The 15,752-nt window shown below is 70.8% G+C and carries 13 protein-coding genes; 5 read left to right on the top strand and 8 right to left on the bottom strand.

What is annotated here, in order from left to right; genetic code table 11:
* Window positions 1–142: 142 nt before the first annotated feature.
* Window positions 143–931 carry an ABC transporter ATP-binding protein gene (locus AB0C16_RS28405; protein ID WP_357687039.1) on the bottom strand — a complete coding sequence of 263 codons (789 nt, stop codon included), beginning with the start codon at window positions 929–931 and terminating at the stop codon, window positions 143–145.
* A gap of 85 nt (window positions 932–1,016) precedes the next feature.
* Between AB0C16_RS28405 and AB0C16_RS28400 the strand changes: the two genes are divergently transcribed.
* On the top strand, window positions 1,017–1,736 hold the full coding sequence (locus tag AB0C16_RS28400; RefSeq protein ID WP_357687037.1) for a hypothetical protein: 720 nt from the start codon (window positions 1,017–1,019) through the stop codon (window positions 1,734–1,736).
* Between the two features lie 4 nt (window positions 1,737–1,740).
* Here AB0C16_RS28400 and AB0C16_RS28395 read toward each other — a convergent pair whose 3' ends face one another.
* Window positions 1,741–2,361: a response regulator transcription factor gene (locus AB0C16_RS28395; protein ID WP_357687035.1), complete on the bottom strand. Its 621-nt coding sequence runs from the start codon at window positions 2,359–2,361 to the stop codon at window positions 1,741–1,743.
* Window positions 2,358–3,473, bottom strand: coding sequence for a GAF domain-containing sensor histidine kinase (locus tag AB0C16_RS28390; RefSeq protein ID WP_357687034.1), 1,116 nt, complete (start codon window positions 3,471–3,473; stop codon window positions 2,358–2,360). The genes AB0C16_RS28395 and AB0C16_RS28390 overlap by 4 nt, the downstream gene beginning before the upstream one ends.
* 92 nt (window positions 3,474–3,565) lie before the next feature.
* Between AB0C16_RS28390 and AB0C16_RS28385 the strand changes: the two genes are divergently transcribed.
* From AB0C16_RS28385 to serB, 3 genes are read left to right on the top strand one after another with little or no spacing between them, the layout of a single operon-like run.
* Window positions 3,566–4,222: an SDR family oxidoreductase gene (locus AB0C16_RS28385; protein WP_357687032.1), complete on the top strand. Its 657-nt coding sequence runs from the start codon at window positions 3,566–3,568 to the stop codon at window positions 4,220–4,222.
* Window positions 4,219–5,229, top strand: a complete 1,011-nt coding sequence (locus AB0C16_RS28380; RefSeq protein WP_357687030.1) for an S-adenosylmethionine:tRNA ribosyltransferase-isomerase — start codon at window positions 4,219–4,221, stop codon at window positions 5,227–5,229. Before AB0C16_RS28385 ends, AB0C16_RS28380 begins: the two co-directional genes overlap by 4 nt.
* Before the next feature lie 51 nt (window positions 5,230–5,280).
* Window positions 5,281–6,498 carry a phosphoserine phosphatase SerB gene (gene serB / locus AB0C16_RS28375; RefSeq protein ID WP_357687029.1) on the top strand — a complete coding sequence of 406 codons (1,218 nt, stop codon included), beginning with the start codon at window positions 5,281–5,283 and terminating at the stop codon, window positions 6,496–6,498.
* Between the two features lie 6 nt (window positions 6,499–6,504).
* Here the strand turns inward: serB and AB0C16_RS28370 are convergent, their stop codons facing one another.
* The 4 genes from AB0C16_RS28370 to AB0C16_RS28355 form a co-directional block, all read right to left on the bottom strand.
* Window positions 6,505–6,972 (bottom strand): histidine phosphatase family protein, encoded by a 468-nt coding sequence (locus AB0C16_RS28370; RefSeq protein WP_357687027.1) that lies wholly within the window; start codon window positions 6,970–6,972, stop codon window positions 6,505–6,507.
* A gap of 224 nt (window positions 6,973–7,196) precedes the next feature.
* A complete protein-coding gene (locus tag AB0C16_RS28365) occupies window positions 7,197–9,512 on the bottom strand; it encodes a sodium-translocating pyrophosphatase (protein WP_357687025.1) in 2,316 nt (771 codons plus the stop codon).
* A gap of 575 nt (window positions 9,513–10,087) precedes the next feature.
* The gene (locus AB0C16_RS28360) at window positions 10,088–10,519 is read right to left on the bottom strand and encodes an ATP-binding protein (RefSeq protein WP_357687023.1); all 432 of its coding nucleotides are present in this window, start codon (window positions 10,517–10,519) and stop codon (window positions 10,088–10,090) included.
* A 2-nt stretch (window positions 10,520–10,521) separates the two neighbouring features.
* Window positions 10,522–10,872, bottom strand: a complete 351-nt coding sequence (locus AB0C16_RS28355; protein WP_043629845.1) for an STAS domain-containing protein — start codon at window positions 10,870–10,872, stop codon at window positions 10,522–10,524.
* 407 nt (window positions 10,873–11,279) lie between these two features.
* On the opposite strand from AB0C16_RS28355, the gene AB0C16_RS28350 reads away from it, so the two are divergent.
* Window positions 11,280–13,763: a DEAD/DEAH box helicase gene (locus AB0C16_RS28350; protein WP_357687021.1), complete on the top strand. Its 2,484-nt coding sequence runs from the start codon at window positions 11,280–11,282 to the stop codon at window positions 13,761–13,763.
* Between the two features lie 50 nt (window positions 13,764–13,813).
* Here AB0C16_RS28350 and AB0C16_RS28345 read toward each other — a convergent pair whose 3' ends face one another.
* Window positions 13,814–15,505 (bottom strand): hypothetical protein, encoded by a 1,692-nt coding sequence (locus AB0C16_RS28345; protein ID WP_357687019.1) that lies wholly within the window; start codon window positions 15,503–15,505, stop codon window positions 13,814–13,816.
* Between the last annotated feature and the right edge of the window lie 247 nt (window positions 15,506–15,752).

Below are 15,752 nucleotides of genomic sequence, written 5' to 3'. Positions count from 1 at the left end.
TTCACCCTCAACGGCACAGACCATGCCAGCCACCGCGAGCAGGGCAGCATGATCCGCCGCTACATCGCCTGGCGCAACCGCAACACTCACAACCCCCGCCTACGCAGGATCATCAACAGGGCGAACGTGGCCTGATGCGGCACTAGTAGGCGCGGGCGTACCAGCGGCCCTCACCGCTCCGGTCGAGCGTCAGCGGCACCCCGAAGGTGTGCGACAGGTTTTCGGCCGTCATCACGTGATCGAGCGGCCCCTGCGCCACGACCGAGCCGTTGCGCAGCAGCAGCCCGTGGGTGAAGCCGCTCGGCACCTCCTCCACGTGGTGCGTGACCAGCACCAGCGTGGGCGAGCGGAAGTCGCCGGCGAGCGCCGACAGGCGGCGCACCAAATCTTCGCGGCCCCCCAGGTCGAGCCCCGCGGCGGGCTCGTCGAGCAGCAGCATCTCGGGGTCGGGCATCAGCGCGCGGGCGATCTGCACCCGCTTGCGCTCGCCTTCGGACAACGTGCCGAACCGGCGGCGGATCAGATGGGCCGCCCCCAGCATGTCGATCAGTTCGACGGCCCTGGTGACGTCGTTGGAGTCGTATTCCTCGGTCCAGCGGCCCATGATCCCGTAGGAGGCCGTCAGCACCAGGTCGATGACCTTCTCCTCCGCCGGGATGCGGTCGGCCAGCGAGGAGCTCGCCAGCCCGATGCGCGGCCGCAGCTCGAAGACGTCCGCCTGCCCCAGCCGCTCGCCGAGCACCTCGACGACGCCTTCGCTCGGATACAGCAGCGTGGCCGCGACCTGCAACAAGGTGGTCTTGCCCGCGCCGTTGGGCCCGATCACGACCCACCGCTCGTCCTCGTTGACCGTCCAGTCGATGCCGCGCAGCAGGGCCGCTCCGTCACGCCTGACGGCGACGTCCTGGAGCCGCAGCACCTGACCACCCATCCCCGGATCCCTCCCTATGCGGAACGCTCGCGTGGAGAACGCTCGTGGACAAACCTATTGCAGGGCGAGCGCATATCGTGGATCAGTGCGCCCTGAATCACCTATCTCAGCCATCCTGGTCGCCTGGGGCAACGCCTGGTTGTCCGGCCACGCCGGGCTCGACGAGGCCGCCGACCGCGTCGAAAACACCTGTGGCCCCACCGTCGTGGACGAGATGCCGCTCCGCGCCTACCTCGCCGGCCTGCGCGCCGACGGTCTCCACGAGTTCCGGCTGGCGCTGCCCGCGCCCGGCGACCCGCTCGGGCTCTCCGGGCCGCCGGCGTTCAACTCGGCCGCCGTCGACGCCGGACAGGCGGCGATCGCCGTATTCCCCGACCGGCGCCTCGGCCTGGTGCCCTCCCCCGACCTGCGCGGCTCCTCCTACGTGGGGGTGCGCCTCACGGTGCACGACTCGGGGCCCGTCCGGCCCGACCTGCCGTCGGTGGCCGAGGCCGAGCAGCAACTGTCGGTCGCGATGCGGGCGGCCACCGAGGCCCTCAGCTCGGTCGACGGCCCCGCGCAGGTCCGTCCCGACCGGCTCGCCCACGCCGACGGCGCGCTCGCGCCCGGCTACCCCGCGCGGGCCCACCGGATCTGCGCGCTGGCCACCCGGCTGGCCGCGGTGCTGCGGCTGGCCGACGAGAGAGGGCTCACCTCGGGGCAGATCGCCGCCCGCGGCACCGCCCTGCGCGACCTCGACCACTCCATACGACGAGCCATCGTGGCCGCGCACCACGCCATCTTCGAACCGGTCCGCAACCCGTGACGGGTCAGGCCAGCCCGTGCCGCACCGCGTAGAGAGCGGCCTGGGTGCGGTCCTGGACACCCAGCTTCATCAGCACGTTGGAGACGTGGGTCTTGACCGTCTTCTCGGCGACGGCCAGGCTCCTCGCGATCTCGCGGTTGGAGCGGCCCCCGGCGATCAGCGCGAGCACCTCCCGCTCGCGCTCGGTCAGCGGCACCGGCCCGGGCACCCCGGCCGCGCCGTCGCCGGCCAGCACCGCCTCGGCCGCCTCCGCCGCCAGCAGCACCTGCCCGCCGTGCACCGCGCGCACGGCCTGCACCAGCGCGGCCGGGTCGACGTCCTTGTAGAGGAACCCGGCCGCACCCGCCCGCATCGCCGGAGCCACGTCGGCCGGATCGCTCACCGAAGTGAGCACCACCACCCGGGTGGGCGACCCGACCAGCCGCTCCAGCGTGCCGATGCCGTCGAGCACCGGCATCCTCAGATCGAGCAGCAGCACGTCGGGGGCCAGCTCCCCGACCAGCTCGACGGCCCGCGCCCCGTCGGCCGCCTCACCCACGACCGAGATGTCGTCCTGCAGGTCGAGGAAGGTGCGCAGGCCCTGGCGTACCACTGGGTGATCGTCGGCGATCAGCACCCGGATCACACGCCCACCTCCATGCGGACCGTCGTCCCCCGGCCGGACGCCGTCTCCACGGTCATGACGCCCCCCACGGACTCGGCCCGGTCGCCCATCGAGATCAGGCCGAGGCCACGCGACTCGGCCTGCTCGAAGCCCCTGCCGTCGTCGGCGACCGACAGCACGAGCTTGCCGCCCTCGGAGACGAGCCGCACGGACACCTCGGCGGCGCCGGCATGCCTCAGCGCGTTGTGCAGCGCCTCCTGCGCGAACCTCAGCACGGCCACCTCCACCGCGGAATCGAGCGGCGGCAGGGTGTCGCAGCCGAACGTGACCCGGGTGGGATGCAGCCGGTCGAGCAGGCGCACGTGCTTGCGCAGCGTCTCGGCCAGGCCGTGGCGGTCGAGCTCGGCCGGGCGCAGCTCCACGATCACCGCCCGCAGCTCCGACAGCGCCTCGCCCGCCAGCCGCTGAACCCTCTGCAGCTCGGCCGCCGCCCTGCCGGGGTCGCTCTCCAGCATCGTCGCGGCGGCCTGCGCGGTCAGCCGCAGCGAGAACAGCTTCTGGGTGACGGCGTCGTGCAACTCGCGGGCCATCCGGTTGCGCTCCTCCAGCATGGCCAGCTCGCGCCCTCGTTCGTACAGCATGGCGTTGGTCAGCGCGATCGCGGCGTGCGCCGCGAAGAGCGTGAGCAGGTCCTGGTCCTCCCGCGTGAAGCCGCCCTCGGCGCGCTTGTTGGCCAGGAAGATGATGCCGAGCACCTCGTCGCCGTCGAGGATCGGCACACCGAGGAAGTCCTTCATCACCGGGTGTGCCTTCGGCCACCACTCGAACCTGTGGTCCTCGCGCAGGTCGGGCAGCCGCACCGGGGCCGCGTCGCGGAGCATCGCGCCGAGCATGCCATGCTGCCGGGGCAGCGGACCGATCGCGTCCCACTGCTTGTCGGTGAGCCCCTCGGCGACGAACTCGGCGAACGACCCGTCCTCGTCGGGCACGCCGAGCGCGGCGTAGCGGGCGTCGAGCAGCCGCTGCGCCGAACGGACGATGACCTGCAACACCTCGCGCACCGACAGGTGCCGGGTGACCGCGAGCACGGCCGCGCTCACGGCCTGCAGGATCTCGTCTCTGTCGGACCTCACGAGCCCACTCTATGGTCCTAGGACGAAGTACCCAGGCCCGGACGAGCCTTCAGCCCGATGTCCGGCCGGCGCCCCGTTCCTACCGTCAGAGCATGACGAACACCGCACTCATCACCGGCGCCTCCCGCGGTCTCGGCCTCGCTCTCGCGAGATCACTGGCCAGCGCGGGATGGAATCTCGTGCTCACCGCCCGCGGCGCGACCGACCTGCGACAGGCGGCGGCCGAGCTGGGCGCCACGGCCCTGCCGGGCGACGTGACCGATCCCGCGCACGTCGAGCGCCTCTCCCTGGCCGTGCCGGAGCTGGACCTGCTGGTCAACAACGCGAGCGACCTCGGCGTGACACCGCTGCCGCCCCTGGCCGGCTACCCGCTGGAAGCGTTCAAGCTGGCACTGGAGACCAACGTGACCGCGCCCCTCGCCCTGATCCAGGCCACGCTGCCCGCCCTGCGCGCCAGGCGCGGCGCCATCGTGAACATCACCTCCGACGCCGCCACCGGCGCCTACGCGGGCTGGGGCGGCTACGGCGCCGGCAAGGCCGCTCTGGAGCAGTTGTCGAACGTGCTGGCCGTCGAGGAGCCCGACCTGGCCGTCTGGTGGGTCGACCCCGGTGAGATGAACACCCGCATGCTGGCCGACGCCGTCGGAGCCGAGGAGGCGGCCGGCGCCACCGACCCCGCCAAGGTCGCCGCGGCCCTGCGCGACCTGGTCGGCTCCCGCCCCGCGAGCGGCCGGGTGAGCCTGCAATGAGCGCGGCGCTCGACTTCGCCCTGCCGCCCGCGCTCTCCGCCCACGAGCCGCCCGAGGCCAGAGGCCTGGCCCGCGACGCCGTCCGCCTGCTGGTCTCCCGGGGCCGGCGGACGCCGGAGCACCACCGCTTCACCGACCTGCCCGGCCTGCTCGATCCCGGAGACCTGGTCGTGGTCAACAACTCCGCGACGCTGCCCGCCGCCGTCCGGCTCGACAGGCTCGCGGTGCACTTCTCCACCGCGCGGGAGGACGGCACCTGGCTGGTCGAGCTGCGCCGCCGCACCTCCCAGGCCACCGAGCCGTACGGCGGGGGCGAGCCGGGCGAATGGCTGCCCATGCCGGGACAGGCCACCCTGCGGCTGATCGGCCGCGAGACGCCACGGCTGTGGCGGGCCGCCCTCGACCGGGACGTGCCCGCCTACCTCGACGCCCACGGGGTGCCGATCCGCTACTCCTACGTCGAACGTGACTGGCCGATCGACGCCTACCAGACCGTGTTCGCCACCGTTCCGGGCAGCGCCGAGATGCCGAGCGCGGGCCGGCCGTTCAGCACCGGCCTGGTCACGGCGCTGGTCGCGCGTGGCATCCAGATCGCGCCGATCACCCTGCACACCGGCGTCGCCTCACCGGAGAAGGACGAGCCTCCCTACGCCGAGAGGTACGCGGTGCCCGCCGCGACCGCCCGGCTGGTCGAGCTGACCAGGAGGAACGGCGGCCGGGTCGTGGCGGCCGGCACCACCGTGGTCCGCGCCCTGGAGACGGCCACCGGCGAGGACGGCCGGGTCACCGCCTCCGCCGGATGGACCACACACGTCGTCACCCCCGAGACCGGCGTCAGGACCGTGACCGGGCTCATCACCGGCCTGCACGAGCCGCGGTCCAGTCACCTGATGATGCTGACCGCGATCGCCGGCGCCGGCCCCCTTGGCCGCGCCTACGAGGAGGCGCTGCGCGAGGGATATCTGTGGCACGAGTTCGGCGACGCGCACGTCCTGCTCGATACCTAGTCGCCACCCTGCGACCCGAGCATCCGCGCGGGCGCAGTACCGTGACCTGATGTGGACCAGCGCACCCTCCTGATCACCTTCACGGGCCCCGACCGACCCGGCGTCACCTCACGGCTCTTCTCCGTGCTGTCCGGCTTCCCGGTGACCGTGGCCGACATCGAGCAGGTCGTCATCCGGGGCAGGCTCACGCTCGGCGTGCTCGTCGCCTACGCGGGCGGCCCCTCCACCGGCACGGGCAGCACCCTCGGCGCCATGTGGACCGCCGTCGAGAGGGTGGCCGAGGACCTCGGCATGGAGGTCGAGCTGGCCACCGGCTCGCAGACCAAGGAGCAGCGCCGCCGCGGCCGCCTGTCCGTCAGCGTGCTCGGCGCGACGCTGCAGCCCGCCGCCATCGCCGGCATCGCCGGGCGCATCGCCGCCGCCGGGGCCAACATCGACCGCATCGAGCGGCTCGCCCAGTGGCCCGTCACCTGCATCGAGCTGTCCGTCTCGGGCGCCGACCCCGCCGCCCTCCGCGTCGAACTGGCCGCCGAGGCCGCCGCCCAGCAGGTGGACGTGGCCGTGCAGCGCACCGGCCTGTCCCGGCGGGCCAAACGGCTCATCGTCATGGACGTCGACTCGACCTTGATCCAGGGCGAGGTCATCGAGCTGCTCGCCGCCCACGCCGGCTGCCTGGAGGAGGTCGTACGGGTCACCGGCGAGGCCATGCGGGGCGAGCTCGACTTCGCCGAGTCGCTGCGGCGCCGGGTCAAGCTGCTCGAAGGGCTGCCGGCCGAGGTGTTCGAGCGGGTCCGCCAGGAGGTCGTGCTCACACCCGGCGCCCGCACACTCGTCCGCACCCTCAAGCGGCTCGACTACCGCTTCGCCATCGTCAGCGGCGGCTTCACCCAGATCACCGACGCCCTGGTCGAGGACCTGGGCATCGACTACTCCGCGGCCAACGTGCTCGAGGTCGTCGACGGCAGACTCACCGGCAAGGTCGTCGGCGACATCGTCGACCGGCCGGGCAAGGCCCGTGCGCTCGAACGGTTCGCCCGCGAGGCGCGGCTGCCCATCAGCCAGACCGTGGCCATTGGCGACGGGGCCAACGACCTCGACATGATCGCCGCCGCCGGGCTCGGCATCGCCTTCAACGCCAAGCCGGTCGTCCGCCAGGCCGCCGACACCGCCGTCAACACGCCCTACCTCGACTCGATCCTCTACCTGCTCGGCATCTCCCGTGACGAGGTGGAGGCCGCCGACGCCGAGGACGGCGTGCTCAGCCGGTGACCCCGGTCAGTCCTCCTTCGGATCCCACCGCATGACCAGGTCTCCCTCGCCCGGCCCCAGCTCGGTCCACGCCGACTTGGCGCGGATCACGGCGAACGCGCCCGGCCGGAACACGTAGTCGCCTCCGGCCAGCCCGACGGCCAGCTCGTGCGCGCCCGGGTTGTGGCCGCACAGCACCACGGTCTCGACGTTGGTGTCGGTCCGCCTGAGCAGCTCCAGCAGCTCGTCGGGGTAGGCCCCGTAGATCTCCCGCTCGAAGCTCGGCTCGAGACCCGGGAAGGCCAGCTCGGCGGTGCGCCGGGTGCGCAGGGCAGGCGAGCACAGCACCAGCTCGGGCGCCAGCCCCATCGCCCGGATCTGCTCCCCCGCCCGCTCGGCGTCACGCTCGCCCCGGCCGGTCAGCGGCCGACCCCGGTCGGCCAGGCCCGCCACGTGGGCGGCCTTGGCATGCCGGAGCACGATCAGTGTGCGCACCGCGTCACACTCCTCTCGACGCCCACATGGCCAGGCCGACGAGGACGGCCAGGATGACCAGCATCGCCAGCAGGATGATGGCCAGCGTCTTTCCGCCGTTGGTCCGCTTGTCTTCCATCCGCACAGTTTCCCACCGACCGGTGCCGGATCCGCCAATGGGCCGTGGCGACGCGAACGCCCGCCCTTCCCGTACGGGAGGAGCGGGCGTCCGGTGTGAGGCGGGACTACGACGGGACAGGCGCGTGCTCGCGGTCCTGGTCGTTGGACGGCTCGGTCGTGACCGAGCGGCGCTTGGAGACGATGATGGCCCCGACGACCACGCCCACCGCCAGCACCGTGATGCCGATGCGGAGTGCCGGGTTGCCCGCGTAGAGCACCACCGCGGGCGCCACCAGGAGGGCGACCAGGTTCATCACCTTGATCAGCGGGTTGATGGCCGGGCCGGCGGTGTCCTTGAAGGGGTCGCCGACCGTGTCGCCGATGACGGTCGCGGCGTGGGCCTCGGAGCCCTTGCCGCCGTGGTGACCGTCCTCGACCAGCTTCTTGGCGTTGTCCCAGGCGCCACCGGAGTTGGACAGGAACACCGCCATCAGCGTGCCGCAGGCGATCGCCCCGGCCAGGAACGCGCCCAGCGGGGCGTACCCCAGGGCGAAGCCCACCGCGATCGGGGTCATGACCGCCAGCAGGCCGGGCGTGGCCAGCTCGCGCAGCGAGTCGCGGGTGCAGATGTCGACGACGCGGCCGTATTCGGGCTTGACCGTGCCGTCCATGATGCCGGGGTTCTTGCGGAACTGGTCGCGTACCTCGAAGACCACCCGCATCGCGGCCCGTCCGACCGCGCTGATCGCCAGCCCGGAGAAGAGGAACACGACCGCCGCGCCGATGATCAGGCCGACCAGCACGTTGGGCTGGTCGATGCTGAGACTGAAGCTGGCGAACGAGCCGAGCGCGTCCTTGGCCGCCTGGCTCGCCACGGCGAGCTCGCCCTCCACCGCCGTCCGGAACGCGCCGAACAGCGCGGTCGCCGCGAGCACGGCCGTGGCGATGGCGATGCCCTTGGTGATGGCCTTCGTGGTGTTGCCGACGGCGTCGAGGCTGGTCAGCACGCGGGCGCCGTCGCCCTCGACGTCGCCGGACATCTCCGCGATGCCCTGCGCGTTGTCGGAGACGGGACCGAAGGTGTCCATCGACACGATGACGCCGACCGTGGTGAGCAGGCCGGTGCCGGCCAGGGCCACCGCGAACAGCGCGACCGTCACGTTGCCGAAGCCGAGCAGGAACGCGCCGTAGACCGCGCCCGCGATGATCAGCGCCGAGTAGACCGCCGACTCGAGGCCGACGCTGATGCCGGCCAGGATGACGGTCGCCGGGCCGGTGCGCGAGCTCTCGCCGATCTCGCGGACGGGACGCCTGGTGGTCTCGGTGAAGTAGCCGGTCAGCAGCTGGATGGCGCTGGCCAGGACCAGGCCGATGAGCACCGCGCCGATGGCGATGAGCCGCGGGTCGGAGTCGGACTGGACGGCCGAGCCGGTCAGGCCGCTGAAGCTGCTCGGCAGGTACCAGAACGCCGCCGCCGCGACCAGGACGGCCGAGATGCCGGCCGAGAGGAAGAAGCTCCTGTTGATGGCCGCCATGCCGCTGCGGTCGCGGTCGCGCATCCCCGTGATGAAGATGCCGATGATCGCGGTGACCACACCGATCATGGGCACGATGAGCGGGAAGATCAGTCCCTGCTCGCCGAAGGCCACCTTGCCCAGGATGAGGCTGGCGACCAGCATGACCGCGTAGGACTCGAACAGGTCGGCCGCCATGCCGGCGCAGTCGCCGACGTTGTCGCCCACGTTGTCGGCGATGGTCGCGGCGTTGCGCGGGTCGTCCTCCGGGATGCCCTGCTCGACCTTGCCGACCAGGTCGGCGCCGACGTCGGCGGCCTTGGTGAAGATGCCGCCGCCGACTCGCATGAACATCGCGAGCAGGGCCGCGCCGAAGCCGAAGCCCTCGAGCACGCCCGGCGCGTTGCCCTGGTAGACGAAGACGACGACCGCGGCACCGAGCAGGCCGAGGCCCACGGTGAACATGCCGGCGACGCCTCCGGTGCGGAAGGCGATGCGCATGGCGCGCTTCTCGCCAGATTCGCGGGCCGCGGCGGCTACGCGGACGTTTCCGCGTACGGCCAGCCACATGCCCATGAAACCGGTCAGCGCGGAGAAGGCCGCCCCGACCACGAAGAAGATCGAGCGGCCGATGCGTACGTCGGTTTCGCCCGGTAGCAGGAGCAGCAGGAACGGGATCACGACGACGAAGATCGCCAGTGTGCGGAACTGCCGTGTCAGGTACGCGGCGGCGCCTTCCTGCACGGCACGGGCTATGTTCTGCATGCGTTCGGTGCCCTGGTCCGCGGACAGCACTTCGCGCACCAGGCCGCCGGCGACGGCTAGGGCGATCAGTGCGACCGCGGCGACCACGATCACGATGGTGAGATTGTTACCGCTGAGGGCCAGATTGGACGCTGGCTCCGCGGCCAGCATGTGCCTAGACATCGTTCTCCTCGGCAAGACCGGTCGTCCTGCCCGGGCGGTGCTGCGAATATCGGCGGGCGGTGCGGCACCATCCGGGTTGTGGGTGCCGCTTCCGGTTGAGTCCGCAGTTTCGCCGGATCACCTTGGCCGGTGCCGGGAGTCTACGCAGCGTCTGCGCCGATATGAAGGCTCTGCGGGCGGCCAATTATGCGCGAGTCCAGTAATCCGCTGACAGCGGCCCGGTTTGGGATCTGGCAAGGCATATTTCCGGTGGTTTACGGCCATGACTTGCTGCCCTTACGACACGCCCTAAACCTGGGCGCGGGTAGCGGCGGGGCGCCTGCCACAGTGCCGGGGGCGCGTTCCGCGAGCGCTACACCGGACACGCCGGTGACCGAACGGCCTCCGCCCGCGCCCGCATGTCGATTCCGCCCGCGACCGCGTGTCGGCTCCGTCGGCGGCGGCGTGGGAGCCGGTCGACGCCCCCGTAAGGCTCGACGGCGGGGGCATGTCAGGCATGACAAGAGCCCCAGACGACTGCCTGGGGTCCTTGACAGGTTTTCTCACAACGGCGGTGACCCGTGGTGGACGGGCCGCTAGATCGGAGGGTGACCGTTGTGCGCGGCGGGCCAGCTCATGCGGATGCGCATGCCTTTCGGACTGGGAAAAACCTCGACGTCGTCGGCCAGGCCCGCGATCACCGCGATGCCGAAGCCGGACATGAACGGGTCGGAGAGCATGCCCAGTTCGTAGGTCTGTTCGTGCTGCAGCTCATCGCTCGGGGCCTGATCGCTCACGGTCACCTCGAACCGCCCCGAGTCGTCGCGCAGCTCGATGCGGATGGGCTCGCCCGGGCAGTGAGCACGATGCGCCTCCACCGCCCGGGAGCAGGCCTCACCCACGGCGAGCCTGACCTCGTCCAGCAGCGACTCCTCCACGCCGGTGCGGCGGGCGATCGCCGTCGCCACCAACCGGGCGGTGCGGACATGCGCGGGAAGCGCGCTGAACGTCAGCTCGACGGTAGCCATCACTACTTGTCTTTGCCGTGAGCTTCCTTGGCCTCGTCGACCGAAGCGTAGATCCCGAAGACCTTGGTCAGACCGGTGATCCGGAAGATCTTCAGAATGCGCTCCTGCGTGCAGACCAGCTCCAGTGAGCCGTCGTGCGCCCGAACCCGCTTGAGCCCTCCGACCAGGACGCCAAGCCCGGTCGAGTCGAGGAAGTCGACCTTCTCCATGTTCACGAGAAGGTGGAAGTTACCCTTGTTCACCAGGTCGATGAGGAGCTCACGCAATCTCGGCGCCGTGTAGACATCGATCTCACCTTCGACCTCCACAATGGTGAGTCGGTCTTCGGTGCGGTGATCCAACTTCAGATCCACAGATCCTCCAGCGCCTCGCCTGCGAAAAGTACCCTTGTGGGCCTGGCAGTCTGGAGAGGCTCCAGACTGTCCGACCCCGACGCGCGGCATTCAACCATGCGTCTCGCTTGTGTCTATACGAAATCACGATTCCCGGCGACTTTGCCCACGGATGCAAACTGGAAACAGTGACTTCCTCCGCTTCCTCCCCACACCGGCCAGGTCCACTCCTCCAGCACCTGCTCGGTATCCCCGCACGTCACGAGCGTGTCACCCATGTGGAGCATGTTCCAGCACGTCAGGCGGGTCAAGCGAGATGGCCGAAATGGACCCCCGAACTCCTGGTTACGCGCTTGGCGAACCAAGGCGTCACGGGATTGTGGCCACACCAGTACGAGGCCGCCGACCTGGCCCACCGTGGCCGAAACGTGATCATTTCCACAGGCACGGCCTCGGGGAAGTCCTTGGCGTACCTCACTCCGGCGGTCGCCTCCTGTCTCGACGGCGGCACCGTCCTCTACCTCACGCCGACCAAGGCCCTGGCCGCCGACCAGCTACGCGGCCTGCGTGAGCTGCGCATGACCCAGGTGCGGGCCGCGTGCTTCGATGGGGACACGCCGTTCGAGGAGCGGTCCTGGGTCCGTCAGCACGCCAACTATGTCCTGACAAATCCGGACATGCTGCATCGCGGCGTCCTGCCCCGGCACGCCCAGTGGTCATCCTTCTTCCGCCGGCTGCGCATGGTGGTGGTCGACGAGTGTCACGGCTACCGCGGGGTGTTCGGCTCGCATGTGGCCCAGATCCTGCGCCGCCTGCGCCGGGTCTGCGCCAGGTACGGCTCACGGCCCGTGTTCCTGCTGGCCTCGGCGACGGCCAGCGAGCCGGGAGCGTTCGCGATGCGGCTGACGGGGCTTGAGATGGCCGAGGTGACCGTGGACGCCTCACCGAAGGGTTCGACAACCGTCGCGCTGTGGGAGCCGCCGCTGACGGAGCTACGGGGCGAAAGAGGGGCTCCGGTCCGGCGCGCCGCCACAGCGGAGGCGGCCGATCTCCTGGCCGACCTCGTCCTGGCGGACGTCCGCACACTCGCCTTCGTCCGCTCCCGCCGCGGCGCCGAAACCGTCGCCCTCTCCGCCCGCGCCAAACTCGCCGACGTCGCCTTCTCCCTCTCCGGCACCCCACACGCGGACGAACCCCTTTCACGCGCCCCACACGCGGACGAACCCTTTCCACACGCCCCACACGCGGACGAAGTCCCTGCAGACACCCCGCACACCACCTCACGCGGGGCGGAAGCCGTCTCGGACGCCCCACACACCGGCGCAGCCATTCCAGGCACCCCGCCCGCAGGCGACCCCATCTCGGACACCCCGCACGTCGGCAAAGCCCTCCCAGGCACCTCACACCCGGCCGAAACCATCGCGAGCGGCCCGCACGCAGACGATCCCATCTCGGACACCCCGCAGGTCGGTGGAGCGTCTGTAGGGGGTTCGGAGGCGGTCGGTGGTGCGAGTCAGCCGGTGGAGGCCGTCGAGGATCGGGCTTCGGGGCCCGATCCTCTGGCATGGGAGGCGCCCGACTGGTCGGACCTGCCGAACAAGATCGCCGCCTACCGGGCCGGGTACCTGTCCGAAGACCGCAGGCTGCTCGAGAAGGCACTGCGCTCCGGGTCCCTCATGGGGCTCGCCACCACGAACGCCCTCGAACTCGGCGTGGACGTCTCCGGGCTCGACGCCGTGCTCATCGCCGGCTGGCCGGGCACCCGGGCCTCCCTCTGGCAGCAGGCGGGGCGGGCGGGACGGGACGGCCAGGACGCGCTGGCCGTGCTGATCGCCAGGGACGACCCCCTCGACACCTATCTCGTGCACCACCCGGACGCCCTGTTCGGCCAGCCCGTCGAGGCGATCGTGCTCGACCCCGACAACCCGTACGTCCTCGGTCCACACCTCTGCGCCGCCGCCGCGGAGATCCCGCTGACCGAGGACGACCTGCCGATCTTCGGCCCCACCACGCCGAACGTCCTCGACGAACTGGTCTCCCAGAGTCTGCTCCGGCAACGGCCCGCCGGCTGGTTCTGGACCAGGCGCGAACGCGCCACCGACCTCGCCGACATCCGCGGCGGAGGCGGCTCGCCCATCCAGGTCGTCGAGTCCTCCACCGGCCGCCTGCTCGGCAGCGTGGACGAGCCTTCCGCGCACACCACAGTCCACACCGGCGCGGTCTACCTGCACCAGGGCGAATCATTCCTGGTAGAGCTACTCGACCTCGAGGCCGGCGTCGCCCTGGTGGGCAGCGCCGAACCCGATTACACGACGTTCGCCCGCGATATAACGGAAATCACCATCCTGGCCTCTCTGCGTTCCCAGGAGCTCGGCCCCGGCCGCCTGCACTTCGGCGAGGTCGAGGTCACCCGGCAGGTCATCTCATACCTCAAACGCCGCGTCCAATCAGGCGAGACGCTCGGCGACGAGCCACTCGACCTCCCTCCCCGAACCCTCCGCACCCGCGCGGTCTGGTGGACCCTCCCCACACCGGCGGTCGCCACCCTGGCCGGTGAGGGCTTCGACCTGGGCGGAGCCGCCCACGCCGCCGAACACGCCGCGATCGGCCTGCTTCCCCTCTTCGCCACCTGCGACCGCTGGGACATCGGGGGCGTCTCCACCGAACTCCACGCCGACACGGGGCTGCTCACGGTCTTCGTGTACGACGGCCACGAGGGAGGAGCCGGGTTCGCCGAACGCGGCTACGCCCGCGCGGCCGACTGGCTGACGGCCACCCGCGAGGCCATCGCCTCCTGCGAATGCGACCGTGGCTGCCCTTCCTGCATCCAGTCGCCCAAGTGTGGCAACGGCAACGATCCCTTAGACAAACGCGGCGCCATCCGCCTCCTGGACACCCTCCTACTCCCTTGACCCGCTCTGTCGAACCCCCGGTAGCTGCCTTCGGGTGCCGGACGACTCGCTCAGCTGTCGCCGTCTCGGTGGCGACGGCCCGCGTAGGCGTTCTCTTCCTCGTCAGCGGCCCAAAAGTCGCCTGCCCCCGGTTGGGGACGTTCCCAGAACCCGCTGTCCTCCATCGACCGGGGCGACGGGGGAAGGTAGTCGTCCCAGCGATCCTCGATGTGCACGGCGGGCGGAGTGGCGGAGGCTAACGATTCGGGCACCACGGTGACCGCCGAGCTGGGCGGGGCGAGCCGAATCGGTTCCTGGCGGGCGGCCTCTTGCGCGGTGGCGCGCATGTCGTCGGCGCTCCGATGGAGCGGGAGAGCGACCGGGACCTCGGTGCGGCGCTTCTCGGGCGGCCGGTGGCGCTCGGAGCCCTGGACGGCCCCCGCAGCATTCTCGGAACCCTGCGTCGCCGGGAAGTCCTGAGCGGCACCGGCCTGCTCGGACTCCGTCAGGCGAGGCTCTTCGGTCGCCTGGCGGGTCTTGGCGACGGCCAGGACGATGGCGGGGCGGCGGGGAGTCGTGGCGGTGGGCGGGATGCTGTCCGCGCTCATCTGGGCCGGCCCGCCACCCGATGGCGGCGTGGCGGCGACCGTGGATCCGGCGCCGCCCTCGGCGACCAGGGCGCGGCGACGAGCCCATGCTCCGACGTGCGCGGCGAGCAGCAGCAGGACGATGCCGCCCGCGACGAAGAGGCCGTACTGCCCCATGGTTCCGAACGGTGACTCCGACGCTTGGGCCGTCACGTTGGTGTCGACCGGCTCGGAATCCGTGTCGGCCTTTGTGTCTTGAGGAGTGAGGCTGTCGCTCCTACCAGGATCGGTGTCGGCAGTGGGGATCGGGAGGTTGCCCTGCCGATCGGTGTCCGGCATCGCGGGCAGTTTGTCGTTGTTCTTCGGTGTCGTCTGCTTGCGGGTCGGCGTGGTGACGATCTTCGCCTGCTTCTTCCCGGGCAGCGTCGGCAGCGCTTCGGTGCCCTTCGTGGCGTCGTTGTTACTGGGCTTCGCGGTCTTCGCGGGTTGAGCTGCCTTCGGAGCCGGGACCTTCACGTACGCGGCGCCCGATCTGCCCGATTCGACCGACCCGCCGTCGCCGTCACTCCTGAACGCCTTGACCGTGAACCCCACGCGCTGCCCGACAGCCTTCGGCGGCACGGCGAGCACCGCCCTGCACGACGAACCCGAGCACGCGCTGTCGACTGGCAGTCTGCCGACCACGCCGGACTGGCTGGTGGACACCTCGTATGACTGGAGATCCGGCTCCGTGCCCTTGTTCCAGGTCACCTGGATCTTCTCGGTGCCCTGCAAGGCGGCGTCCACGTTGCTCGGCGGTGCGGCCGGTCGCCTCAGCTTGAACGTGCTCGTCGCATAGGTACTTTGGCTGATCTCCCCCTTGAGGATCACAGTGAAGGTCCCGTTGGGAGCGCTGCCCGCGTCGAAAGTGCCGGAGATCGTCTGGTTGGCACCGCCTTGGGCGACCTGCTGCCGACTCGTGGACGGACCCTCCACATACAGGGCCATCTTCAGTTGCATCACCCCGGTGCGCGCGGAGACCTGCACGGACCCGCTCGACACCACCTGGCCGTCGGCGGGCGACGTGATCTGCCCGGCGGCTCCGGCCTGCTTCGTCACCACGGCCGCCTGGGCGGCGCCACCGAACCCGATGGCCCCCGCCACGACCACGGCCGCGGCCACAACTCTGCCAACCACCGTCACGACGCTTCCCTCCATCGAGAGCCTCGCGCCACCTGACCGCCAAGGGTGCTCAGGCGGCGACCGGAAGTGCAGTCCGCCGGCCGACCAGGATCATCGACCGCCCCCCGGATTGGCACGCTGGCGACTCGATTCTGAAGCTTCCAGAAAGCCGTCGCAGCAGGACATTGAACCGGAGGTAAGCGGAACCTTATGTGAGATATCCAACTCTTGGACACCGCGTCTAAGAACTCGTGACTCGATT

This window comes from Nonomuraea sp. NPDC048916 (assembly GCF_040649575.1).
Taxonomy (GTDB): Bacteria; Actinomycetota; Actinomycetes; order Streptosporangiales; family Streptosporangiaceae; genus Nonomuraea.
Note: the sequence above shows the minus strand (reverse complement) of the source record. Positions and strands in the feature narration are given on the sequence as shown.

What these genes read in the sequence shown, in the direction of transcription:
- AB0C16_RS28360 (WP_357687023.1), bottom strand. Translation starts at nt 10,519, where the DNA reads ATGGCTACCGTCGAGCTGACGTTCAGCGCGCTTCCCGCGCATGTCCGC.
- AB0C16_RS28365 (WP_357687025.1), bottom strand. Translation starts at nt 9,512, where the DNA reads ATGTCTAGGCACATGCTGGCCGCGGAGCCAGCGTCCAATCTGGCCCTC.
- AB0C16_RS28405 (WP_357687039.1), bottom strand. Translation starts at nt 931, where the DNA reads ATGGGTGGTCAGGTGCTGCGGCTCCAGGACGTCGCCGTCAGGCGTGAC.
- AB0C16_RS28380 (WP_357687030.1), top strand. Translation starts at nt 4,219, where the DNA reads ATGAGCGCGGCGCTCGACTTCGCCCTGCCGCCCGCGCTCTCCGCCCAC.
- AB0C16_RS28385 (WP_357687032.1), top strand. Translation starts at nt 3,566, where the DNA reads ATGACGAACACCGCACTCATCACCGGCGCCTCCCGCGGTCTCGGCCTC.